The organism is Jatrophihabitans sp., from assembly GCF_035474675.1.
GTDB lineage: Bacteria > Actinomycetota > Actinomycetes > Mycobacteriales > Jatrophihabitantaceae > Jatrophihabitans_A.
Genome location: NZ_DATINC010000141.1, coordinates 16,602 through 39,539, shown reverse-complemented (window position 1 = coordinate 39,539; position 22,938 = coordinate 16,602). Strand labels below are relative to the sequence as shown.

At 71.7% G+C, this 22,938-nt stretch carries 17 protein-coding genes; 12 read left to right on the top strand and 5 right to left on the bottom strand.

Annotated features, from left to right (window positions below):
• Together hutU and VLJ82_RS16595 are read right to left on the bottom strand one after the other, a co-directional pair.
• A partial coding sequence (hutU, locus tag VLJ82_RS16600; protein WP_408664478.1) for a urocanate hydratase occupies window positions 1–1,422 on the bottom strand: 1,422 nt, incomplete at its 3' end.
• A 113-nt stretch (window positions 1,423–1,535) separates the two neighbouring features.
• The gene (locus VLJ82_RS16595) at window positions 1,536–4,427 is read right to left on the bottom strand and encodes a C25 family cysteine peptidase (RefSeq protein ID WP_408664477.1); all 2,892 of its coding nucleotides are present in this window, start codon (window positions 4,425–4,427) and stop codon (window positions 1,536–1,538) included.
• Window positions 4,428–4,560: 133 nt separating this feature from the next.
• On the opposite strand from VLJ82_RS16595, the gene VLJ82_RS16590 reads away from it, so the two are divergent.
• Window positions 4,561–5,166, top strand: a complete 606-nt coding sequence (locus VLJ82_RS16590) for a GNAT family N-acetyltransferase (RefSeq protein ID WP_408664476.1) — start codon at window positions 4,561–4,563, stop codon at window positions 5,164–5,166.
• On the opposite strand, the gene VLJ82_RS16585 is transcribed toward VLJ82_RS16590, so the two are convergent.
• Window positions 5,151–6,578 carry an aromatic amino acid lyase gene (locus VLJ82_RS16585; RefSeq protein WP_408664475.1) on the bottom strand — a complete coding sequence of 476 codons (1,428 nt, stop codon included), beginning with the start codon at window positions 6,576–6,578 and terminating at the stop codon, window positions 5,151–5,153. The two genes, VLJ82_RS16590 and VLJ82_RS16585, sit on opposite strands and share 16 nt — an antisense overlap.
• 165 nt (window positions 6,579–6,743) lie before the next feature.
• On the opposite strand from VLJ82_RS16585, the gene VLJ82_RS16580 reads away from it, so the two are divergent.
• The 6 genes from VLJ82_RS16580 to VLJ82_RS16555 are packed head-to-tail and all read left to right on the top strand — an operon-like array spanning window position 6,744 to window position 12,852.
• Window positions 6,744–7,892: an ABC transporter ATP-binding protein gene (locus VLJ82_RS16580; protein ID WP_408664474.1), complete on the top strand. Its 1,149-nt coding sequence runs from the start codon at window positions 6,744–6,746 to the stop codon at window positions 7,890–7,892.
• Window positions 7,892–8,533 carry an ABC transporter permease gene (locus VLJ82_RS16575; RefSeq protein ID WP_408664480.1) on the top strand — a complete coding sequence of 214 codons (642 nt, stop codon included), beginning with the start codon at window positions 7,892–7,894 and terminating at the stop codon, window positions 8,531–8,533. Before VLJ82_RS16580 ends, VLJ82_RS16575 begins: the two co-directional genes overlap by 1 nt.
• Window positions 8,530–9,282 carry an ABC transporter permease gene (locus VLJ82_RS16570; RefSeq protein ID WP_408664473.1) on the top strand — a complete coding sequence of 251 codons (753 nt, stop codon included), beginning with the start codon at window positions 8,530–8,532 and terminating at the stop codon, window positions 9,280–9,282. The genes VLJ82_RS16575 and VLJ82_RS16570 overlap by 4 nt, the downstream gene beginning before the upstream one ends.
• A 52-nt stretch (window positions 9,283–9,334) precedes the next feature.
• Entirely contained in the window at window positions 9,335–10,264 is a 930-nt protein-coding gene (locus VLJ82_RS16565; protein ID WP_408664472.1) for an ABC transporter substrate-binding protein, read from the top strand.
• Between the two features lie 30 nt (window positions 10,265–10,294).
• The gene (locus VLJ82_RS16560) at window positions 10,295–11,533 is read left to right on the top strand and encodes an allantoate amidohydrolase (protein WP_408664479.1); all 1,239 of its coding nucleotides are present in this window, start codon (window positions 10,295–10,297) and stop codon (window positions 11,531–11,533) included.
• A complete protein-coding gene (locus tag VLJ82_RS16555; RefSeq protein WP_408664471.1) occupies window positions 11,530–12,852 on the top strand; it encodes a formimidoylglutamate deiminase in 1,323 nt (440 codons plus the stop codon). Before VLJ82_RS16560 ends, VLJ82_RS16555 begins: the two co-directional genes overlap by 4 nt.
• Window positions 12,853–12,871: 19 nt before the next feature.
• Here VLJ82_RS16555 and VLJ82_RS16550 read toward each other — a convergent pair whose 3' ends face one another.
• Window positions 12,872–14,683, bottom strand: a complete 1,812-nt coding sequence (locus tag VLJ82_RS16550) for a GMC oxidoreductase (protein WP_408664470.1) — start codon at window positions 14,681–14,683, stop codon at window positions 12,872–12,874.
• A 51-nt stretch (window positions 14,684–14,734) separates the two neighbouring features.
• Window positions 14,735–15,544 carry a class I SAM-dependent methyltransferase gene (locus tag VLJ82_RS16545; protein ID WP_408664469.1) on the bottom strand — a complete coding sequence of 270 codons (810 nt, stop codon included), beginning with the start codon at window positions 15,542–15,544 and terminating at the stop codon, window positions 14,735–14,737.
• Between the two features lie 78 nt (window positions 15,545–15,622).
• Here VLJ82_RS16545 and VLJ82_RS16540 point away from each other — a divergent pair, with 78 nt between their 5' ends.
• The 5 genes from VLJ82_RS16540 to VLJ82_RS16520 all read left to right on the top strand — a co-directional run bounded on the left by VLJ82_RS16540 (window position 15,623) and on the right by VLJ82_RS16520 (window position 22,934).
• Window positions 15,623–16,645 (top strand): UDP-N-acetylmuramate dehydrogenase, encoded by a 1,023-nt coding sequence (locus tag VLJ82_RS16540; protein ID WP_408664468.1) that lies wholly within the window; start codon window positions 15,623–15,625, stop codon window positions 16,643–16,645.
• 96 nt (window positions 16,646–16,741) lie between these two features.
• Window positions 16,742–18,130, top strand: a complete 1,389-nt coding sequence (locus tag VLJ82_RS16535; RefSeq protein WP_408664467.1) for an MFS transporter — start codon at window positions 16,742–16,744, stop codon at window positions 18,128–18,130.
• Between the two features lie 468 nt (window positions 18,131–18,598).
• Window positions 18,599–19,633, top strand: a complete 1,035-nt coding sequence (locus tag VLJ82_RS16530; RefSeq protein WP_408664466.1) for a GGDEF domain-containing protein — start codon at window positions 18,599–18,601, stop codon at window positions 19,631–19,633.
• A gap of 153 nt (window positions 19,634–19,786) precedes the next feature.
• Complete coding sequence (locus tag VLJ82_RS16525) at window positions 19,787–21,073, top strand: MFS transporter (protein WP_408664465.1); 1,287 nt, start codon at window positions 19,787–19,789, stop codon at window positions 21,071–21,073.
• A gap of 589 nt (window positions 21,074–21,662) precedes the next feature.
• Window positions 21,663–22,934: a GGDEF domain-containing protein gene (locus VLJ82_RS16520; protein ID WP_408664464.1), complete on the top strand. Its 1,272-nt coding sequence runs from the start codon at window positions 21,663–21,665 to the stop codon at window positions 22,932–22,934.
• The last annotated feature ends 4 nt before the right edge of the window (window positions 22,935–22,938 follow it).

The following is a 22,938-nucleotide window of genomic DNA, read 5'->3' as shown; positions in this document are numbered from 1 at the left end:
GACGTTGACCATGGCGTTGAGCAGCGGCCAGTCCGCGATCGCGTCCGAGCCGTCGGCCATCGCCTCGGTCTCCCGGTACGGCGAGGCCACCGAACCCGAGTCCAGGTGGTCGCGGCCGATCACGATCGGGGCGCTGATCTCGCCGCGGCCGACCAGGTCGTTGAACGCCAGGCCGGCCTTGTCCCGCTCGCCGTAGCCCAGCCAGCAGATCCGGGCCGGCAGCCCCTGGAAGTGCACCCGCTCCTGGGCCATGGTGATCCAGCGGTGCAGCGACTCGTTCTCCGGAAACAGCTCCAGCACTGCCTGGTCGGTGCGGGCGATGTCCTTGGCGTCCCCGGACAGTGCCGCCCACCGGAACGGCCCCTTGCCCTCGGCGAACAGCGGCCGGATGTAGGCGGGCACGAAACCGGGAAAGGCGAAGGCGCGGGAGTAACCGGCCAGCTGCGCCTCGCCGCGGATCGAGTTGCCGTAGTCGAACACCTCGGCGCCGGCGTCCTGGAAGCCCACCATCGCCTCGACGTGCCGGGCCATCGAGGCCCGGGCCCGGCCGGTGAACTCCTCCGGCTTGGCCGCCGCGTACTCCTTCATGTCGTCGAACTCGACCCCGATCGGCAGGTAGGACAGCGGGTCGTGTGCCGAGGTCTGGTCGGTGACGATGTCGATCGGGGCGCCGTTGGCCAGCAGCTGCGGCACCAGCGACGCGGCGTTGCCGAGCAGCCCGATCGACAGCGGCCGGCGGGCGTCGCGGGCCTCGACGGCCAGCCGCAGCGCGTGCTCCATCGAGTCGGCCTGCACGTCGAGGTAGCGGTGCTCGATCCGGCGCGCGATCCGGGACGGGTCGCAGTCGATGCAGATCGCCACCCCGTCGTTCATGGTGACCGCCAGCGGCTGGGCGCCGCCCATCCCGCCCAGGCCCGCGGTGAGCGTGATGGTGCCGGCCAGGGTGCCGTCGAACTTCTTGGCGGCCACCGCGGCGAAGGTCTCGTAGGTGCCCTGCAGGATGCCCTGGGTGCCGATGTAGATCCAGGAGCCGGCCGTCATCTGCCCGTACATGGTCAGGCCGAGCTGCTCCAGCCGGCGGAACTCCTCCCAGTTGGCCCAGTCGCCGACCAGGTTGGAGTTGGCGATCAGCACCCGGGGCGCCCACTCGTGGGTCTGCAGCACCCCGACCGGACGGCCGGACTGCACCAGCAGCGTCTCGTCCGGCTTGAGGGTGGTCAGCGTCCGGACGATGGCGGCGTAGCTGTTCCAGTCCCGGGCTGCCTTGCCGGTGCCGCCGTAGACCACCAGGTCCTCGGGGTGCTCAGCCACCTCGGGGTCGAGGTTGTTCATCAGCATGCGCAGCGGCGCCTCGGTCTGCCAGCTCAGCGCGGTCAGCTCGGTGCCTCGGGCCGCGCGGATCACCCCGGGAGAAGTAGTCATGGCAGTCATGGTGGCTCGTCGCGTCCCGGATGACCAGACCGGGGTCGGGCGGCAGCGCGGTCGCCGGCGGTGACCCCGGCGTCGGCGCAGCTGGCCCGACGCCGGCCCACCGATCAGTCGGCAGTCGCGCGGACCGGATCGGGCTGTCGCCCGTCGCGGTCCCGCCGCTCGGGGTCGAGCTCGCCGAGGTCGAGGTCGAGTTCTCCGAGGTCGAGGTCGAGCTTGCCGAGGTCGACCTCGAGGCGCCGCCAGCGCACCGGTTCGCGGTAGACCTGCAGCTCCGGGTCGCCGAGCAGGTTCAGCGTGAAGATCGCCCAGCGCTCGTAGCCTGCCCAGTATCCGGTCGTGCCGAACACGGTGACGCGGCTGTCGTTGAGCAGGCCGAGATGACGCGTCGCGGTCAGCCGGTGGAAGAACGCACGTTGGAAGTTGTCGCCGACGCCGATCCAGGAGAACCGGGTGTTGCCGACGTAGCCGGTGGCACCGCCGTGCGGGTTGGTGATCAGCTCCTCGCTGAACGCGTCGCTGGTATCGAACTGGTTGGTCAGGCAGGAATCGGCGTAGCCGATAAATCCGAGGCTGCCGTTGGTGAGCCCGCGTGCCAGGCCGACCGACCCGCCGCAGCAGCCGTCGGAGTTGCCGTGACCCGACAACGACACGAAGTGCGGCCCCGCGTTCAACGCGCCGGTGAGCGTGCCGCTGGTGAGGTAATCGACCGGCGCGGCGACCCGCTGGGCGAAGCTGAGGTCGTACTCGTCCTCGTAGAGCCGCTGGAACTCGTCGATCCCGGGCAGCTCGCTGCGGATCTGGCTTCGCAGCGCCTCCTGGTCGGCCATCGAGCCGTCCTGCCCGCTCGGGTCGAACTCGAACGCGGCCGGGGTCTGCTCGGCGAGGGGCCCGTGGACGACGATCCACTCGCTCGACAGCGGGAAGACGACGGGGGAGGACCACGGCAACGGAATCGAGATCTGGCGTGGCGAGAGGTCGGCCGCGCTCGTCGCGAAGTACCAACCGCGGACGGTGGCACTCGGGTTGGTCTTGAACGGCAACACCCGCCGGTCGGTGTCGCTGACGTGCGCGATCAGCTCGTAGTCGAACGACTCCGGCGCGCCGTCGCGCTTGAGCAGGGACGTCTGGGTGCTGGCGTCGTGGTGGTACTCGCCGTTGCCGGGCACGGTGTGCGACGTCGCGCCGAACCACGAGCGACCGCCCCAGTCCGAGGACGCCAGCACCATCCGCGCCGGCCACCGGCTCGTCCGGAGGGAGATCGAGCCGTTGCGCAGGCCCTCGTAGGCGAGCACCTTGTCCACGAACGTGTTCGCCTGCGCCGCGGAGTCCACCGGCGCGCGGCCGACGCTGAGGTCGGTGCGCAGCAGGACGCCGTCCAGGTCGGTTCCGTCCGGCAGGTGCTGGCCGTAGAGGCCGTTGCCGACCACGTCCCAGTCGTGGTCGGGCAGGTAGACGAACGGAATGGTGAAGCTGAACCAGCCGAGATCCACCTGCTGCTGGCCGAGCAGCCAGCTGTCCAGGCTGGCGTAGTAGAAGTCGGTGGGCAGGGTGTTCCAGTGGTACAGGAACTGCAAGGTGGCGTTGAGCAGGCTCGCGGGCCCGTTCACCCGGACGAAGTTGGTCGGCATCGTGCTGCGGGTCGTGTAGTCCGACGCGGTGAAGTACCAGCCGGGCGAGGCGGAATTCGACATGCCGGTCGAGTCGTACGGGATCAGCTGGCCGGTGTCCGGGCGGACCAGCCGGTTGTCCACACTCGCCCCCCACCAGACGCCCGGGTTGACGACGTGCATCTTCAGGTGGCTGCCGGCCCAGTACGACTTGTTGTTCTCGGGGGTGGCGTTCGTGCCCACCTCGACGTGTCCTTCGAAGGAACCCGCGACCGAGCGCACCGGCACGACGCTGGTATCGCCGCCGAGCAACAGCCACGACGTACCCCAGCGGCGCCGGGCGATCTTCAGGAACTTCCGGATCGCCTCCTGCAGGTCACGTGAGCCGGTGCGGACGTCGCCGTACCGGCCGGCGACGATGTCGGTGATGGTGACGACGCGGGCGCTGACACCGCGGGCCCGCTTGGCGGCGGCGAGTCGTTCGAACGCGGCCACCAGGCCCGGCACCGGAGCCCCCGCAGCGAATGTCGTGGCGTCCCAGCTGCAGTCGTCGGTGACGATCAGGTACTCGCACGGCAGGTCGAGGACCGGCCAGCGCAACCGCGCGTCGGCCCGGTCGAGGACCTTCGGGTTGAGGACGTGGCTCGCGGCGATGTCGAGCAGGCGTTCCAGTTCCTTCCCGCCGGTGAGCCGCGCGGCCGGCTCGGGGACGACGCGGTCGAGGTCGATCTCGCGTCCGAGCCGGTCGGACAGCTCCTTGTGCGCGGCCCGCTGGTCGCCCAGCGGCGCGGTGCGCGCGTAGCCGACCCGCAGCCGGAGCGAGGTGCACAGCCGGAGCTCGCCACGCGGCCCTATCCGCACCGGGTTGATCTCGACGACGGCGACGTGCGTGGTGCCGATCGTCTCGATGCGCACGGCGCGCGCCGGCGGCAACGGGTCGGTGGCCGCCGCTTCGTAGCGGCGCTCGTCGGGCGGCACCACCTCCGGCGCCGGCAGGCCCTGGGTGAGCGGGTGCCGGATCGGGCGCTGCCGGGCCCGGCAGGAGCAGTGCGGCGAGCAGTGGACGGCCTCGGCGTGTTCCGGCTCGCGCGACTGCTCGGAGCCGATGCCCGGACGCAGATGTTGCACCGGGCGGACGAAGGCGTCCTTCTCGACGACCGTCTCCCAGGAGTCCTCGACCTCCAGCGTGTGCGGCCAGAACGGTTCGGGCACCGCGATCCGGACCTGGGTACGCGGCAGCGCGGGCGCTCCCGGCTCACCGCCGGCCGGAACGCCGGCGAGCCGGACCACCAGCCCGAACGGTGACGGCGTCACCGTCAGCTCGTCGCGACCGAAGTGCAGCGTGACCGAGACGGCGTCCGATTCGTGGTCCTCGGAATGGCAGCGCATGAGGTACTCCCGTCCGGATAGCGTTGATCACAGTGGGAGCGGCCGGTAGCGGTTCTGATACCGCGCGATCCCACGGTCGGCTTCGCCGGAGGGCGACGGCACGACCTGGCAGCACGACCCGGTAGGAGGACAGGTGACGATCCCGGACGGCCCGCTGGCCGCCGTCGGCTGGCCGGTGCGCACCGACCGGCTGCTGCTGCGGCTGCCCGGTCCCGGCGACGTCGAGGCGACCTGGACGTTCCGGCAGCTGCCCAGCGTCAGCCACTGGCTGACCAGCGCCCCGGACACGCTGGAGGAGTACCGCGCGGTCTTCGAGCATCCGCCGCGGCTGGCCAAGGCACTGGTGGTCGAGCTCGATGGGGTGGTGATCGGTGACCTGATGATTGCCGTCGAGGACGCCTGGGCCCAGACCGAGATCGCCGAGCAGGCCCGCGGCGTGCAGGCCGAGCTGGGCTGGGTTTTCTCGCCCGACCACGGCGGGCGGGGCTATGCCACCGAAGCGGTCCGAGAACTGATCCGGATCTGTTTCACCGACCTCGGCCTGCGCCGGGTGACCGCCAACTGCTTCGCCGGCAACGAGGCGTCCTGGCGGCTGATGGAGCGGGTCGGGATGCGCCGCGAGCTCTACACCGTGCGCGAGTCGCTGCACCGGTCCGGGCAGTGGCTGGACGGCATCGGCTACGCGCTGCTCGCCGACGAGTGGCGCGAGCAACTCGCGCCGGGTCAGTCTCCGTCGTAGTACGGCCCGACCAGCTCGGCCAGCGCCGGGACCAGCCGCTGCCCGAGCTCCAGGTCGCCGGTCAGGTCGCGGTCGGCCACTCCGCCGGGCAGCTCGGCGGCGAGCTCCAGGGCCCGGGCCTGTGGGCCGGTCAGCGCGGTCCGCGAGCCGGCCATCCGCAACGCCCGGGCCGCCGCCACCAGCTCGCAGGCCACCAGTAGCTCGTAGCGCTCGGCGGCGGTCAGCAGCTGCCGGGCCGCCAGCGAGGCGAAGCTGGCGGTGTCCTCGATGCCGCGGGACAGCGTGATGCTCTGGGTGGCGGCCGGCGCCGCGGCCGCGCGCAGGTCACCGAGCGCGGCGGCCGCCACGTACTCGACCACCATCACGCCGGACGCGCCGGGCGTGCCGTCGCCGAGGAACGGCTCCAGGCCGGTGTGGTTCGGCTCGCTGGCGTAGGTCAGCCGGTTCAGCGACAGCTGGCCGGACTGCACCGAGGCGATCGCCGCGGCGTCGCAGGCCAGCGCCAGGTAGCCGGCATGGAAACCGCCGTGGTGGGCCACCGAGCCGTCCGGCAGGATCGACGGGTTCTCCGAGGGCGCGTTGACGAAGGCGTCGATGGTGGCGGTCAGCCCGCTGAGCGCGTCCAGCAGCATGCCGTGCCCCTGCGGGAGCGCGCGCAGGCCGTACGGGTCCTGGATCCGGGCCGGCTCCGGCGCCCCGACCAGGGCGCGCATCACCCGGCAGGCGGCCCGGGCACCCGGCATCGGGGTGGCCTGCTCGACCGGGGCCGCGTACGCCTCGGCGTTGCCGCTGACCGCGGCGAAGCTCAGCGCCGCCACCGCGAGCGCCGCCCGGGCGCCGGTGCCCAGCCGGTGCGCGGCCAGCGCCGCGTCCGACAGCGCCGCGGCATTGCTGGAGATGAAGGGCAGCGCGTCGTGCGGCCCGAACACCAGCCGGTCGTGGGCCGGCGAGCGGTCCTGCAGCGCCAGCGCGGTGCTGGCCAGCGCCGACAGCTCCGCGGTGCCGATGCCGACGAACTCCCGGATCACCGGCAGCGCGTCGGCATTGATCATCTCGGCGAGCGCGGAGACCACCACCGGCCGCAGTCCGGCACCGCCGGCGCAGAGCTGGTTGAGCCGGATCAGCAGCATCGCCCGCACCCGGTCGGCCGAGCGCGGCCCGCCGGCCGAGGTGGCGTGGCTGCGCAGCAGGCCCTGGGCGCCAGCGGTGTCCGGTTCGACGTCGACGCTGCGGTTGGCCCCGACGCCGGTGGACAGGCCGTAGATCGGGCGCAGCCGGCCGGCGAGCACCGCCTGCTGGTGCGAGCGCGCCACCCGGTCCAGGGCCGGTCCGCTCACCTCGACGGTCAGCGGGCCGTCGGCGGCGGTGGCGATCTGCGCCGTGGACAGGTGCCGCCCGTCGATCCGGATCACCTCGAGGAGCCTCCGTCGGATCTTGGGCAGTGGGGTGAGTGGGGAGTGCCGGTGGCGGATTCTGTCACAATGCTGGTTCACGCTTTATGTTCCAGTCACCGGCCCAGCAGGAATGACGTTCACTTCGAGGCAGCCGCCTCGACCCGGCACGGAAGTGACCCGATCATGATCCGCTTCGACTCGGTTTCCAAGCACTATCCGGACGGCACGATCGCCGTCGACTCGCTGGACCTGGTGGCGCCGTCCGGGCAGATCACGGTCTTCGTCGGCCCGTCCGGCTGCGGCAAGACCACCTCGCTGCGCATGATCAACCGGATGATCGAGCCAACGTCGGGCACCGTCTGGCTGGACGACCGGGACACCTCGACGATCGCCACCCACGAATTGCGCCGCCAGATCGGCTACGTCATCCAGCACGCCGGGCTGTTTCCGCACCGCACCATCCTGGACAACATCGCCACCGTTCCGCTGCTGCTCGGCTGGGACCGCCGCAAGGCCCGGGCCCGCAGCCGGGAGCTGCTGGAACGGGTCGGCCTGCCGGCGCACTTCGCCGAGCGATATCCCGCGCAGCTGTCCGGTGGCCAGCAGCAGCGGGTCGGGGTGGCCCGGGCACTGGCCGCCGACCCGCCGGTGATGCTGATGGACGAGCCGTTCAGCGCGGTCGATCCAATCGCCCGCGATCAATTGCAGGAGGAGTTCCTGCGGTTGCAAGGGGAACTGGGCAAGACCATCGTGTTCGTCACCCACGACATCGACGAGGCGATCAAGCTCGGCGACCAGGTGGCGGTGCTTCGGGTCGGCGGCCGGCTGGCCCAGCTGGCCGCTCCGGCGCAGCTGCTCAGCGAGCCGGCCGACGCCTTCGTGGCCTCCTTCGTCGGCCGGGACCGCGGCTACCGGGCGCTCGGGTTCACCCCGGCACACAAACTGGTCCTGCACGACGAGCCGACCATCCGGGTGGGCTCGTCGCTGGCCGGCGCCGAGGCGGCGGACGGCTGGCTGCTGGCGGTCGACGAGCAGGGCGCACCGCAGGGCTGGCTGCGGCTGGCCGGTCCTGGTTCCGGCGGTGCGGGTGCTGCCGGCACGGTCACCGAGGACCTGCTGCACCGGGGTGGCACGGTGGCCGGGGCGGAGGCGTCGCTGCGGGCGGCGCTGGACGCCTGCCTGTCCTCGCCGAGCGGCCGCGGCGTGGTGGTGGACTCCGACGGCCGGCTGGCCGGCACCGTGACCGCTCCCGAGGTGCTGACGCTGATCGAGCAGCAGCGGATGTCGTCCGACCAGCCGTCCGCCCGACCGGTTGCCGGTGGCGACCGGTGATCGACTACTTCCGGACCAACTCCGACAACATCCTCTACTGGCTGCGCTGGCATGCCTGGCTGTCGGCATTGCCGCTGGTGCTCGGCCTGCTGATCGCGCTGCCGCTGGGCTGGCTGGCGCGCCGCTACCGTTGGCTCTACCTGCCGATGGTGACGACGGCCGGCCTGCTGTACACCATTCCGTCGCTGGCCCTGTTCATCCTGCTGCCCGGCCTGCTCAAGACCCGGATCCTGGATGCGAGCAACGTGGTGGTGGCGCTGACCATCTACACCGTGGCGCTGCTGGTCCGGGTGGTGGCCGACGCGCTGGCCGCGGTTCCGGAGGAGGTGCTGCAGGCCGCCACCGCCATGGGCTACCGCCGGATAGGCAGGCTGCTCAAGGTGGAACTGCCGATCGCGGTGCCGGTGATCGCGGCCGGCCTGCGGGTGGCGGCGGTGTCCAACGTCAGCCTGGTGTCGGTCTCGGCGCTGATCGGCATTCCCGAGCTCGGAAGGCTGTTCACCGACGGCTTCCAGCTGACCTACCAGACCCCGATCGTGCTCGGCATCATCCTGTCGGTGCTGCTGGCCCTGGTCTTCGACACGGTGATCCAGGTGGCGGCCCGGCTGCTCACCCCGTGGCGGCGGGCGGTGGCGCGATGATCTCCGACATCTGGAACTGGCTGTCCACCTCCGAGCACTGGCACGGTCCCGACGGGGTGCCCGTCCACCTCAAGGAGCACCTGCAGTACTCGCTGGCAGCGTTGCTGATCGCCGCGGCCATCGCGCTGCCGCTCGGCATGCTGATCGGTCACACCGGCCGCGGCAGCTTCGTGGTGGTGGCGATCGCGAACTCGTTCCGGGCGCTGCCCACCGTCGGGTTGCTCACCTACTTCGTGGTGCTGATCTCCCCGCACATCCACAGCACCGGCTCGGCGACATACCTGATCCCGAGCGAGATCGTGCTGGTACTGCTGGCGATTCCGTCGATGCTCACCAATACCTACGCCGGCATCAACGCCGTCGACCCGGCGGTGCGCGACGCCGCGCGGGGGATGGGCATGCGCGGTGGCCAGATGCTGCGTCAGGTGGAACTGCCCAACGCGCTGCCGCTGATCTTCTCCGGCGTCCGCAGCTCGTTCCTGCAGGTGATCGCCACCGCCACCATCACCGCCTACGTCTCGCTGGGCGGCCTCGGCCGGTACCTGATCGACGGCCTGGCCCAGCAGGACTATCCGCAGATGGCCTCCGGCGCGGTGCTGGTGGCGCTGCTGGCGCTGCTGGCGGACCTGCTGCTGGCCCTGGTCCAGCGCTACACCGTGTCCCGCGGCATCACCGGCCGGTACTCCCGCAGGCGAATCCCCGACGCGGCCGAACAACAGGCGCTGCTCACCGCCCGGACGACTGCCTGAGCCCGCTGTCAGAGTCCCTCAGTATGATCTCGTCAACGACAGGAGACATTCCATGAAATCGTTCCGCGTCCTCACCGCGGCTGCCGTCGGCGCCGGTCTGCTCGTCCTGACCGCCTGCGGAAGCAGCTCCAACCCCACCAGCAACCCGCCGGCCGGCGGAGGCGGCAGCAGCGCGCCGACCGACACCATCGTGGTCGGCTCGGCGAACTTCCAGGAGAACGTCGTGCTGGCCCAGATCTACGCCGGCGCCCTCAAGGCCAAGGGGGTCAAGGTCAGCACCAAGCTCAACATCGGCAGCCGCGAGACCTACATCCCCGCGGTGAAGGACGGCTCGATCGACCTGATCCCGGAGTACTCCGGCGTGCTGCTGCAGTACTTCGACAAGAACGCCACCGCGGTGTCCAGCGACGATGTCTTCGCCGGGTTGCAGAAGGCGGTTCCGCAGCCGCTGACGGTGCTCGACCAGTCCCAGGCCGAGGACAAGGACGCCATCGTGGTCACCAAGGAGACCGCGGCCAAGTACAACCTGAAGACGATCGCCGACCTGGCCGCGGTCGCGAACAAGCTGACCCTCGGCGCCCCGCCGGAGTTCCAGACCAGGACCGACGGTATCCCCGGCCTGGAGAAGACCTACAACGTCAAGTTCAAGACGTTCAAGAAGCTGGACGCCGGCGGCCCGCTCACCGAGAACGCGCTGAAGAACGGCCAGATCGATGCCGGTGACATCTTCACCACCGACCCGCTGATCGACAAGAACGGCTGGGTGGTCCTGGAGGACCCGAAGAACCTCTACACCGCGCAGAACGTGCTGCCGCTGATCAACAGCGACAAGGCGTCCCCGGCGGTCAAGTCCGCGCTCAACGCGGTGTCGGCCAAGCTCACCACCGAGGACCTGGTCAAGCTCAACGAGCAGGTGTCGTTGGAGAAGCAGAACGCCGAGACGGTCGCGCAGAAGTGGCTGTCCGACGCCGGGCTTGCCTAGCGCCTGCCGGTTGACCCGGTAGTGGCTGCGATGGTCGGCCGGTCGTCCTTCGACCGGATGTGGGAGGAGCTCGCTCCGGTCGGCCGGTCGGCGGCCACGGGCGGCTACCGGCGGTTCGCCTGGACCCGCACCGACCACGACCTGCGCGAGTGGTTCGCCGCCGAGGCAGCCAGCCGCGGGCTGACGCTGGTGCTCGACCGGGCCGGCAACCAGTGGGCTTGGTGGGGTGAGCCGTCGGCGCGGCAGCCCGGGGTGGCGATCGGCAGCCACCTGGACTCGGTGCCCGACGGCGGCGCGTTCGACGGCCCGCTGGGCGTGGTGTCGGCGTTCGCGGCGGTGGACGCCCTGCGCCAGCAGGGCGTCGTGCCCGCCCGGCCGATCGGCGTGGTGAACTTCGTCGACGAGGAGGGCGCCCGGTTCGGCATCGCCTGCGCCGGGTCCCGGCTGATCACCGGGGCGCTGGACGCCGACCGGGCCCGGGGCCTGGCCGACGCCGAGGCCACCTCGATGGCCGAGGCGATGCGGGCGGCCGGCGTCGACCCCGACGGGCTCGGTCCCGACCGGGACGCCCTGGACCGGATCGGCTGCTTCGTCGAGCTGCACGTCGAGCAGGGCCGCGGGCTGGTCGAACTGGGCGCCCCGGTGGCGGTGGGCTCGCAGATCTGGCCGCACGGGCGCTGGCGGATCGAGCTGCCCGGCGAGGCCAACCATGCCGGCACCACCCGGCTGGCCGACCGGCGGGACCCGATGCTGGGCTACGCCCGGCTGATCCTCGCCGCCCGGGAGGCGGCCGAGCGGCGCGGCTCGGTGGCCACCATGGGCAAGGTGAGCGTGGCGCCCAACGGCGTCAACGCCATCCCGTCCCTGGTCACCGCCTGGCTGGACGCCCGCGGCCCGGACGCCGAGCAGGTGCTGGCCGTGGTGGCCGAGTTGCGGGAGCTGGCCGATGCGTCCGGCGGCAGCCTGCTGCAGGAGTCCTGGACCGAGGCCACCAGCTTCGACGCCCGGCTCGCCGAGCGGGTCGGTGCCGTGCTGGCCGGCGCGCCGGTGCTCGGCACCGGCGCCGGGCACGACGCCGGCATCCTGGCCAACGCCGGCATTCCCACCGCCATGCTGTTCGTGCGCAACCCGACCGGCGTCTCGCACTCGCCGGCCGAGCACGCCGAACTTCCCGACTGCCATGCCGGGGTCCGGGCGCTGACCGCGGTGCTGGCCGACCTCGCCGGACCGACCGCAACCGGGCCGGCGGCGGGCGGACCGGCGGGGTGAGCACCGGCTACTGGGCGCCGTACGGCTGGCTGCCCGGCGGGGTCGCCGAGCAGGTCCGGCTGGTCGCCGACGCCGGGCGCTGGGTGCAGGTGGAGGCAGGCGTGCCGCCGGCCGCCCCGGACGTCCGGCTGCCCGGCCTGGTGCTGCCGGGCTTCGCCAACACCCACTCGCATGCCTTCCACCGGGCACTGCGCGGGCGCACCCACGACGGCGGCGGCACCTTCTGGACCTGGCGCGAGACCATGTACGCCCTGGCCCGCCGGCTGCAGCCGGCGGCCTACCACCGGCTGGCCCGGGCGGTCTATGCCGAGATGGCGCTGGCCGGCATCACCGCGGTGGGCGAGTTCCACTACCTGCACCACCAGCCGGACGGCAGCCCGTACCCCGAGCCGAACGCCTTCGGCCACGCGCTGGTCGCCGCCGCCGGCGAGGCCGGCATCCGGATCACCCTGCTGGACACCTGCTACCTCAGCGGCGGCCTGGGACCGGCCGGGCACCTCGGCCTCGACGAGGTCCAGCGGCGGTTCAGCGACGGCTCGGCGGCCGGCTGGCAGCGGCGCAACGCGCTGCTGACCCCGGTCGAGAGCGACGCCGTGCGGATCGGCGCGGCGATCCACTCGGTCCGGGCGGTGCCGGCCGACCAGCTGGCCGGGGTGGTGACGGCCGCGGCCGGCTGGCCGCTGCACGCGCACGTCTCCGAGCAGCCGGCAGAGAACCAGGCCACCCAGGCCTACTACGGCAGGACCCCCACCGAGCTGCTGGCCGAGCACGGCTTCGGCGGCCCGCTGCACACCGCGGTGCACGCCACCCACCTGAGCGAGGCCGACATCGCCTGGTACGGGCGGGCCGGGACCAACGTCAGCTTCTGCCCGACCACCGAGCGCGACCTGGCCGACGGCATCGGGCCGGCGCCGGAGCTGGCCGCCGCCGGCGCCCGGCTCACCCTGGGCACCGACCAGAACGCCAGCGTGGACCTGCTGGAGGAGGCGCGGGCGCTGGAGCTGGACGCCCGGCTGGCCAGCCTGCAACGCGGCCGGTTCAGCCCCGCCGAGCTGGTCGAGGCGCTGACCGGGCATGCCAGCCTGGGCTGGCCGGACGCCGGCCGGCTGGCCCCGGGCCAGCGGGCCGACCTGGTGGCGCTGCGCACCGACACCGTCCGGACCGCCGGCGCGCTGCCCGGCCAGCTGGTGCTGGTGGCCGGCGCCCCGGACGTCGACACGGTGCTGGTGGACGGCCGGCCGGTGGTCTCCGGCGGACGGCACGTGCTGGGCGACGTCGCCGGCCTGCTGGCCGAGGCGATCGCCGCGGCGTGGAGCTGACCCGGCACCAGCTCGTCGGTCAAACTAGCCGGGTCGGCCCCAACCGGAGCGCGGCCGGCGCCGAGGCGGGTACCACCGGGGCGACCGGCGGCACCGGCTCCAGCCGGCGGTAGGGCTCGCCGAGCGCCGGCCGCGGGTCGGGCTCGCCGCGGTTGGGCCACAGCGCCGCGGCCCGCTCGGCCAGCGCGGTGATGGTCAGGGACGGGTTCACCCCCAGGTTGGCCGACAGCGCCGAGCCGTCCACCACGTGCAGGCCGGGGTAGCCGTAGAGCCGGTGGTACGGATCGATCACCCCGGTCTCGGCGGACGAGCCGATCGGGCAGCCGCCGATGAAGTGGGCGGTCATCGGCACGTTGAACAGGTCGCCGTAGGTGCCCCCCGGGGTGCCGCCGAGGTTGTCGGCCAGCTGGCGGGCGGCCCGGTTGGCCACCGGGATCCAGCTCGGGTTAGGCTCGCCGCTGCCCTGGCTGGAGGTGAGCCGCATCCGGCCGGACCGGCCCCGCCGGCCGCGCACGGTGATCGAGTTGTCCAGCGACTGCATCACCAGCAGGATGATGGTCCGCTCCGACCAGTGCCGCGGCACCACGGTGCGCAGGATCAGCCCCGGACGGCGGGCGGCGATCGCCAGCCACTGCCGGATCCGCCCGGCCGGGCTGCCGCCGTCGGTCAGCACGGTGCTGAGCAGTCCCATCGCGTTGCTGCCCCGGCCGTAGCGAACCGGCTCGATGTGGGTGTCGGCATCGGGGTGCCAGGACGAGGTGATGGCCACCCCGCGGGTGTAGTCGGTCCCGGGGTCGGAGCTGACCGCACCGAGCAGGGCCTCGGAGTTCGTCCGGGTGAGCTCTCCCAGCCGCGCCGAGATGCCGGGCAGCGTGCTGGCCCGCAATTGGTGCAGCAGCTTCTGGGTGTTGTAGGCGCCGGCCGAGAACACCACCTGCCCGGCGGTGAAGGTCCGCCGGTCGCGGCGAGGCCGCCAGCTGCCGGTGCGGACCGCGCTGACCTGGTAGCCGCCGCCGGGCAGCGGCCGGACGCCGGTCACCGTGGTCAGCGGGACGACGGTGGCGCCAGCCCGTTCGGCCAGCGCCAGGTAGTTGGTGGTCAGGGTGTTCTTGGCGCCGTGCCGGCAGCCGGTCATGCACGCCCCGCATTCCAGGCATCCGGTGCGGTCGGGCCCGGCGCCGCCGAAGAACGGATCCGGCACCCGCCGGCCCGGCTCCTTGCGGCCGTCCCGTCCGAAGAACACCCCGACCGGAGTCAGCCGGAAGGTCTCGCCCTTGCCGAACTGCTCGGCCAGCCGCTTCATCTCGACATCGGAGGGCGTCATGGTCGGGTTGGTCACCACGCCGAGCATCCGCTTGGCCTGCGCGTAGTAGGGCGCGAGCTCGGAGCGCCAGTCGGTGATGGCGGCCCACTGCGGGTCGGTGAAGAACGGCTCGGGCGGCTCGTAGAGGGTGTTGGCGTAGTTGAGCGAGCCGCCGCCCACTCCGGCACCGGCCAGGATCACCACGTTGTTGAGCAGGTGGATCCGCTGGATGCCGGTCAGTCCCAGCCGGGGTGCCCACAGGAAGTTGCGCAGATCCCAGGAGGTCTTGGGCAGGGTGTGCTCGTCGAAGCGCCGGCCGGCCTCCAGGACGCCCACCCGGTAGCCCTTCTCGGCCAGCCGCAACGCGGTGACGCTGCCGCCGAACCCGGAGCCGATCACCAGCACGTCGAAGTCGTCCCGCGCTGCCACGAAAAGCACCTCACTGTCTGCACCCGTGTCTGCAAAGTGTCTGCAAATGGTGTTATCCGGACGGTTAGCGACCTGCTTTCCCACCCTGGCTTGATCCATTACTGGACGGACTGTCCATTAGCGCCTAACCCTGCTTAGCAGAAAGCTGACTTATTGCCGCACTGGTGCCACCGCCTGCCACTCGAGCGTCAATTCCCCCATCCGGTGCCGGGCCGGAGTGCTCAGCACCGGCCAGTCTGCAGCCAGGGTGGCGGCCATCGCCTGCCAGCGCTGCCGCGGGCCGTAGACGCCCAGCGGGGCATGCACGTCCCAGGCGGCGTCCATGGCGCGCAGCAGCCGGTGGATCGGCTCGCCCGGCACGTTGCGCGAGATCAGCGCCTTGACCAGCCGGTCGGCGACGTCCGAGGGCCGGCGCAGCTCGGCCAGCCGGCAGCTCAGCGTCAGGCTCACCGGACCGCCAGCGTCCAGCAGCACCCAGCTGGCCCGCCGGCCCAGCTCGTCGCAGGTTCCCTCGACCAGCGCCCCACCCGGTGCCAGCTGGGCGCACATCCGGGCCCAGGCGTCGCCGACCGCGTCCGGCGGGTACTGTCGCAGCACGTTGGCCGCCCGCACGATCACCGGGTGCCGGCCGGCCAGCTCGAAGCCGCCCAGCTCGAAGCTCAGCCCCGGCCGGGTCGCCGGCTGGGCGGCGGCCACCCGCTCCGGGTCGATCTCCAGGCCGAGCACCTCGACGTCCGGACGGTGCCGGCGCAGCCGGGCCAGCAGCTCCACGGCGGTGACCGGGCTCTGGCCGTACCCGAGGTCGACGACCAGCGGCTCGGCGGCGCGCCGCAGCGGTACGGCGAGCCGGTCGGCGATCCAGTTGTCCATCCGGCGCAGCCGGTTCGGGTTGGTGGTGCCGCGGGTGGGCAGGCCCAGGGCCCGGGCCCGGCCGGCCGCCAGCCTCGGCTGCTTGGTCACGGTTCTTGATTGTTCCTCAAGGTTGGCGCCGGCTCGGCCGGCCGGGCGGCCGCGGCCCGGCACCTAGACTGGACAGCCGTGGCCACTCCCCTCGCCGAGCTGACGACGCTGCGGCTGGGAGGCCCCGCTGACCGGGTCGAGGTCGCCGCCAGCACCGACGAGCTGGTGCGCCTGGTGGCGGCCGCCGACGCCGCCGGCGAGCCGGTGCTGCTAGTCGGCGGCGGGTCGAACCTGGTGGTGGGCGACGCCGGCTGGCCGGGCCTGGTGATCCGGGTCGCCTCGGACACCGTCACCCGCACCGACGTCGACGGCGGGCAGCTGCTCACGGTGGCGGCCGGGGTGCCCTGGGACGAGCTGGTGGCGGCCACCGTCGCCGACGGGCTGGCGGGCCTGGAGACCATGTCCGGCATCCCCGGCCTGACCGGCGCGACGCCGGTGCAGAACGTCGGCGCGTACGGCTCGGAGGTGGCCGACGTGCTCACCGGCCTGCGGGTCTATGACCGCCGGACCGGCAAGGTGGAGTGCTGGTCACCGCAGCAGTGCCGGTTCGGCTTCCGTACCTCGGCGTTCAAGCACACCGACCGGTACGTGGTCTTAGAGGTCACGCTCCGGCTGGCCCGCAGCGCGCGGTCCGGGCCGGTCCGCTACCTGGAGCTGGCGCGCCGGCTGGGCATCGAGCCGGGCTCGACCGCGCCGCTGGCCGAGGTCCGCGAGACGGTGCTGCAGCTGCGCCGGTCGAAGGGGATGGTGCTCGACCCCGCCGACCACGACAGCTGGAGCGTCGGGTCGTTCTTCGTCAACCCGCTGCTGGACGAGGTGCCGGCCGCGGCGGACGGCTGCCCGCGCTGGCAGGCCGACGGCCGGACGAAGCTGTCGGCTGCCTGGCTCATCGAGCAGGCCGGCTTTCCGCGCGGCTGGGGCCTGGACCGGGGCCGGGGCACCGTGTCGGTGTCGACCAAGCACACCCTGGCGCTGACCAACCGGGGCGGCGCGACCACCGCCGAGCTGCTGGATCTGGCCGCCGAGATCCGGGCCGGAGTCGAGGCACGATTTGATATCCGGCTCGGTCCAGAAGCGCATCTGCGCAATTGTGCTTTTTAAACTATCCGATACGGTGCGTATGTGGGCTCTCGACCGGCTACCGTATCCGGCTAACGTATGAAGCCATATCGGACACTACGAATTGCGAGGAACGGGTTGGCCGGCGAGCGCATCACCTTCGCTGATGTCCTCCGAAATCGCGAATTCCGCGTCCTGTGGCTGGCGGACGCCCAATCGGCGATCGGCGACCAGATCGCCCGGGTGGCGCTGTCGGTGCTGGTCTTCGAGCGGACCTCCTCGGCGCTGCTCACCGCGATGGCCTACGCCCTGACCTTCGTGCCGGCGGTGCTCGGCGGGGTGCTGCTGTCCGGGCTCGCCGACCGGCTGCCCCGCCGGCAGGTGATGGTGGGCTGTGACGTGGCCCGAGCATTGCTGATGGGTGGCATGGCGATCCCGGGGGCGCCGCTCTGGCTGCTGTGCGGCCTGCTGGTGCTCGCGGTGCTGACCGAGGCCCCGTTCATGGCGGCCGAGTCCTCGCTGATCCCGGTCATCCTCGAGGGCGAGCAGTACGTGGTGGGTACCGGGCTGCGCTCCATCACCAACCAGCTCGCCCAGCTGGCCGGCTTCGCCGGCGGCGGGGTGGTGATCGCGCTGATCGGTGCCCGGGCGGGCCTCGCCGTGGACGCCGCCACCTTCGCGCTGTCGGCGGTATTGATCATGCTGGCGGTCAAGGCGCGCCCGGCGGCAGCCTCCGGGACGCACGAGAGCACCGGCCTCGGCATGCTCAGCGGCGTCACCTCCGGCCTGCGGCTGATCTTCACCACCCCGAAGCTGCGCATCCTGCTGGGGCTGTCCTGGCTGGCCGGGCTCTTCGTGGTGTCCGAGGGCGTGGCGGCCCCCTACGCCAGCGCGCTGGGCGGCGGCCCGGTGGCGGTCGGCCTGCTGATGGCCTCGACCCCGGCCGGCACCGCGGTCGGTACCTATCTGTGGGTGCGCTACGTCTCGGCCGAGGCCCGGTCCCGGTGGATGGGACCGATGGCGGCAGCCGTGGGGGTGCCACTGGGGTTGTGCGGCGCGCATCCCAACCTGATCCTCTCCCTGGTGCTGTGGACGCTGGCCGGCCTGTTCTTCGGCTACCAGGTCCAGGTGATCACCGAGTTCGTCCGGACGGTGCCCGACCAGCAGCGTGGCCAGGCGATCGGCATCGCGTCGTCGGGACTGCTCGCCATCCAGGGCCTCGGGATCTTCCTCGGCGGGGTGGTCGCCGGGTTGTGGGACGTCAACGGCGCCGTGGCAAGTGCCGGCCTGCTGGGCACCGCGCTCGCCCTGGCCCTGTCCTTGGCCTGGCGTCGGGTCACCTCGCCCCGGCCGCACTCGGAGCTGGCGCATCCGATCGTGCTCACCTCGCCTTCCGAGCGGGCTGCCGACCGTACCGACCCGTCCTCGGCCGGCCGACACTCCGCCGAGGAGCCGCCGTCCACCGGCCGGCATGCCGCCCACGAGCCGCCGTCCGAGCGGATCGTCGAGGACCGTTCCACGGCCTGAGCAACCCCCGATCGGAGTCCGGTGTTGGATTCGGTTCGGCTGTGCTCCGCCGGCAGGCCGGCGCCGGTTGCCCCGCCCGTCTTCACCTGCCGTCTCTGGCGGAGTCTTCGCAACGGTTGAGTGGGGTATTGGTGGTATTCGGTGGTTGCCTGGTATGGGCAGGTGTCAGGTGACAAGCTGACCGCGATCCATTAGCTTTTCCAGCCAAGGCGACAGGTGGGGAGCATGTCTCAAACAGCACGCGGCGCAGCGGCCTGGCCGCTGGCACGGGTCCGCGGCTGGGACCTGTGGCGTACCCCGCGCGCCATGTTGGCTTTCGTGCTGACTGTAGAAGTACTGACAGTTTTAGTGTCTTCTTGTGTACTAATCAACACCCGCGCGGACGTCTCCGACCTGGCCCGACTAGCGGTTCTGCTGGTCCTCTGGGTGGTGTTCGAAGAAGCCTCGAACCGGATTGCCCGGATGCGGGTGAGGTTAGCGACCTACGGCTACGTCGACATGACCTCGGTGTGGACCTTCGGGGCCGCCCTGATCCTGCCTCCCGGTGTCGCCATCGTGCTGTGTTTGGTTGTGCTTGTTCATGCTTGGGTGCGCCACGGTCGCAGCAGCGGCATGCGCGCCTACCGGCAGGCGTTCGTCGGGGCGGTGGTCATCGACTCGTGCCTGACCGCGCGACTGGTGCTCGACCTCTTTCCGGACGGCGTGTCCGGTGCCGGCAAGCCGGTCCAGGTGCTGCTGGCGCTCGCGGTGACCATGCTGGTCTACGACGCGGTGAACTTCTTCGTCCTGTACACCGGCATCTACCTGGCGGTCCGGCCGATCAAGCTGACCGAGCTGTTGCAGACCCGGCAGGACGCCGCCCTGGAGATCGCGACCCTGTGCCTCGGTGGCCTGACCGCCCTGGCGCTGGCCAACCAGCCGCTGCTGGCGGTGCTGGTGGTGCCCCCGTTGTTCGTGCTGGAGCGCAGCGTGCTCACCAAGCAACTCGAGGTGGCGGCCACCACGGACGCCAAGACCGGCCTGCTGAACGCCGCCACCTGGCAGAGCATGGCCCAGCACGAGCTGGCCCGGGCCCGGCGGGAGGACCAGGCCGCCGCCCTGCTGATCATCGACATGGACAACTTCAAGCTGATCAACGACACCTACGGCCACATCGCCGGTGACACGGTGCTGCGGGCGGTGGCCGACTGCCTGGTCCGGGAGCTGCGCCAGTACGACGCGATCGGCCGGTTCGGCGGCGAGGAGTTCGTCGCGGTGCTGTCCGGGGTGGACGAGCTCGCCGCGGTCGCGGTATCCGAGCGGGTGCGCCAGCAGATCCAGCTGCTGGAGGTCGCCACGGAGGTGGGCGAGGTGGCGCCGATGACCGGCCTGTCCGCCTCGATCGGGATCAGCTGCTTCCCCGAGCACGGCACCGAGCTTGAGGACTTGCTGCATGCCGCCGACTCGGCGCTCTACGCAGCCAAGCGAGCCGGCCGCAACCGGGTCGTGGTCTGCCCACTCTGAGTAGTGGCTCTGGCGCCCGAATCAGCTTTTGATTACTGTCCGAAGTTAAACAGGACAACGCCCGTAAACTGAGCAACAATCGCGTGATCGAATGTGCACCGACCGTACCCGGCAAGCCGTTGTAACCGCTACGGTGGCAACGAGGTGGGGTAGATGACAAACGTACAGAATGTCCTAGCTGCGCCGCGGACGTCGTTCCGCGATGCGCTGCGGGTACCCGAGTTCCGGGTGATGTGGCTCGCCGACGCCCAGTCGATGGTCGGCGACCAGCTGGCCCGGGTGGCGCTGTCGGTACTGGTCTTCGAACGCACCTCCTCCGCACTGCTCACCGCCCTCACCTACGCCCTCACCTTCCTGCCGGCGCTGATCGGCGGCGCCATGCTGACCGGACTGGCCGACCGGCTTCCCCGCCGGCGGGTGATGATCGCCGCGGACCTGATCCGGGCCGTGCTGCTCACCGGGATGGCGATCCCGGGCACGCCGCTGTGGCTGGTCTGCGGCCTGCTGGTGTGCGTGGTGCTGGTGGGCTCGCCGTTCAGCGCCGCCGAGTCCGCGCTGCTGCCCGAGATCCTGTCCGGTGAGACCTTCGTGGTGGGCAGCGGCCTGCGCACCATCACCAACCAGATGGCCCAGCTGGGCGGCTTCGCCTTCGGTGGCATGGCGGTGGCCGCGATCGGGGCCCGGGCGGGGCTGGCCGTCGATGCGGTCACCTTCGCGCTGTCGGCCGTGCTGATCAGCCTCGGCGTGCACCGCCGGCCGTCGCCGGCCGGCGCTGCCGGGCCGGCCCGCGGGTACCTGGCCTCGATCCTGGCCGGAGCCAAGCTGGTGGCCGGCAACCCGCGGTTGCGGACCCTGCTCGGGTTCTCCTGGCTGCTGGGGCTGTACGTGGTGCCCGAAGGGGTGGCGCCGCCCTACGCCCACTCGCTCGGCGCCGGCTCCGCGGGGATCGGGCTGCTGATGGCCGCCGGTCCGGCCGGCACCGCGCTCGGTACCTACCTGTTCCTGCGCTATCCCAGCGCGACCCGGGCGGTGTGGATGCCGCGGCTGGCGGTACTCGGAGGCCTGCCGCTGGTGGTGTGCTGGCTGCATCCGGGCATTGTGGTGTCGATCATGCTGTGGACCCTGTCCGGCATGGCCGCGGCCTACCAGGTGCAGGTGGCCACCGAGTACGTCCGGGCGGTCCCGGCCGGCCAGCGCGGCCAGGCGGTCGGGGTGGCGGCATCCGGGCTGCTGGCCATGCAGGGAGTGGGAATCCTGCTCGGCGGAGTGCTGGCCGCCCGGTACGGCGCGGCCACGGCGGTCGGCCTGGCCGGCCTCGTCGGCGCCGGCCTGGCGATGTGGTTCACCCTGATCTGGGCCAGGATCGCCCAGCCGGGCACGCCGGCGGCCTCGGAACGGACCGGATACGACCGGCAGCCGGGACTGGCCGCCAGCCCCTGAACGCCCTGGCGCCGGACGACTGGTGCTCGAACCCGAGCCGGCGGTCCGGGCGGCGGCCTAGCTGCCGAGGTCGATGATCGACACCTGAGTCGGTTCGACGCTGCCGCAGGCATGCGCAGGAGACGGCCACGAGTAGTTGGGCATGGGAAGGGCGCTTTCGTTCGGTTCGGGCGGGGAGGGTGCTGTGGACTACCAGCTGTGGTTGTTCACGTAGAGCTGCTTTCGTCTGGTCGGAAGGCCGGATGGGGGTTCCGGCGAACTTTCGGGCCGGGGAAGGTATCTGCAGACCTTCGTCGGGCTCTACCAGCTGTGGTTGTACATGCTCGCCTCCTTGGGTGGGCCATGCCCGATTGCTGACGGCGTCAGGCGGGTGGTGAACCTGTGCAAGGGCGACGGCCAGGCAGGCACGCAACGAGTTGCCGGCCGGGCCGTTTCTGCGCTACTAGTGTCTGCGCCGGAACGGATAGTACGTAGCTCGATTGCTGTGTGTCACCCCTCACTCGCACTGCGCGACGGAGCGGTGACAGGCAGCGACATAGCAGTTACTGTGAAGGCTCCCAGCACTGCGGAGGATCTGGAGCACAGCGGAATGAGAGTGGCGCGGCCGCCCGGTACCACCCGCCGGTGGGCGCCCCGTTCCTGGGAGCTGTGGTCGCTGCCCAAGGACCTCATCCGTTACCTGATCTTCGCCGAGCTCGCTGCGCTGCTGTGGATGACCGCCGCATTGCTGACCGAGACGGTGAACCGCTCCGAGCTCATCCGGTTCGCCGTGCTGACGGCGCTGGTCATCGCGTTCCAGCAGATCTCGCCGCGGATCGAGCGGATGCGCATCCGGCTGGCCGACAGCCACTCGATCGACATGACCTCGGTCTGGACGTTCGCCGGCGTCATCGCCCTGCCGGCCGGGCTGGCCGCGCTGCTCGGGGTGTTCGGCGCGGTGTCGATGTCGACGCTGCGGCTACGGGCCGGCGTCCACCCCTACCGCCAGCTGTTCACCGCCGCCACGGTCGTCCTGGCCTGCCTCACCGGTACCACCATCGTGCACCTGAGCGCCGGGCCCCTGGGTCACCTGACCGGCGGCGCCGCCGCGGCCGGTTTCGTGCTGCTGGCGATGGTGCTCTACACCGCGGTCAACACCTCGATGATCGCCGGGGCGATCTTCCTGTCCGCCCGGCCGCTGCCGGTCCGCGCGCTGTTCGGCACCGCGGAGGAGAACGGGCTGGAGGTGGCCACCCTCTGCCTCGGCGCCATGACCGGGCTGACCGTGGTCTACACACCGTGGCTGACGGTGCTCAGCGTCGTCCCGCTGGTGGCGCTGCAGCGGGGCGCGCTGATCAAGCAGCTCGAGGTGGCCGCCACCACCGACCCCAAGACCGGTCTGCTCAATGCCGTGGCCTGGCGCCAGGTCGCGCAGAAGGAGGTCGCCCGGGCGGCCCGGGACCGGCACACCGTGGCCGTCCTGATCATCGACATGGACCGGTTCAAGGAGGTCAACGACACCTACGGGCACCTGGTCGGCGATGCCGTCCTGATCTCGGTGGCCGAGCGGCTGACCACCGAACTGCGCCAGTACGACAGCATCGGCCGCTTCGGTGGCGAGGAGTTCGTGGCCATCCTGCCCGAGGTCGACCTGGCAACCGCCCGGGCCATCAGCGACCGGATCCTCAGCCGCATTCGCGAGCTGGAGGTGTTCAGCCCGAACGCGCCCGAGGTGCCGGTCCGGGGCTTCTCCGCCTCGATCGGGCTGGCGCTCTATCCCAACAACGGCGCCGACATCGAGGGCCTGATGCACGTCGCCGACAGCGCCCTGTACGCGGCCAAGAGCGCCGGCCGGGACCGGGTGGAGTGCATCATCCGCTGAGCCG